The sequence below is a fragment of the Leifsonia sp. HAY1-4F genome, assembly GCF_056755275.1.
Genome location: NZ_JBNDHX010000482.1, coordinates 1 through 248, shown reverse-complemented (window position 1 = coordinate 248; position 248 = coordinate 1). Strand labels below are relative to the sequence as shown.

The following is a 248-nucleotide window of genomic DNA, read 5'->3' as shown; positions in this document are numbered from 1 at the left end:
GTGCAAGGGAATGCGGGACGTTGAGTGAATCCAGGACCATGATGGCGATGGTGTGCTGGCCCAGCGGAGAAAAGTGAAGCCTGTCCCGATCCCACATCCGGGGATCGGTAAGTTGACGCAAAGCCCACAGATCGGCGATCACAGCGTCATGACGAGCGGCAACCACGCGGGTGTTCTCGTTGAAGACAGCCACTTTGCTGCGGGTCCGGCCCAGCACCGGGGTGGCGCCCCAATCCGGGCCCGTGAAG

Annotated in this window: 1 protein-coding gene; it reads right to left on the bottom strand. The window is 62.5% G+C overall.

What is annotated here, in order from left to right; translation table 11 throughout:
• Positions 1-248: SGNH/GDSL hydrolase family protein (locus ACPYOG_RS20215; protein ID WP_481295874.1), on the bottom strand; the 248-nt coding region annotated here is incomplete at both ends.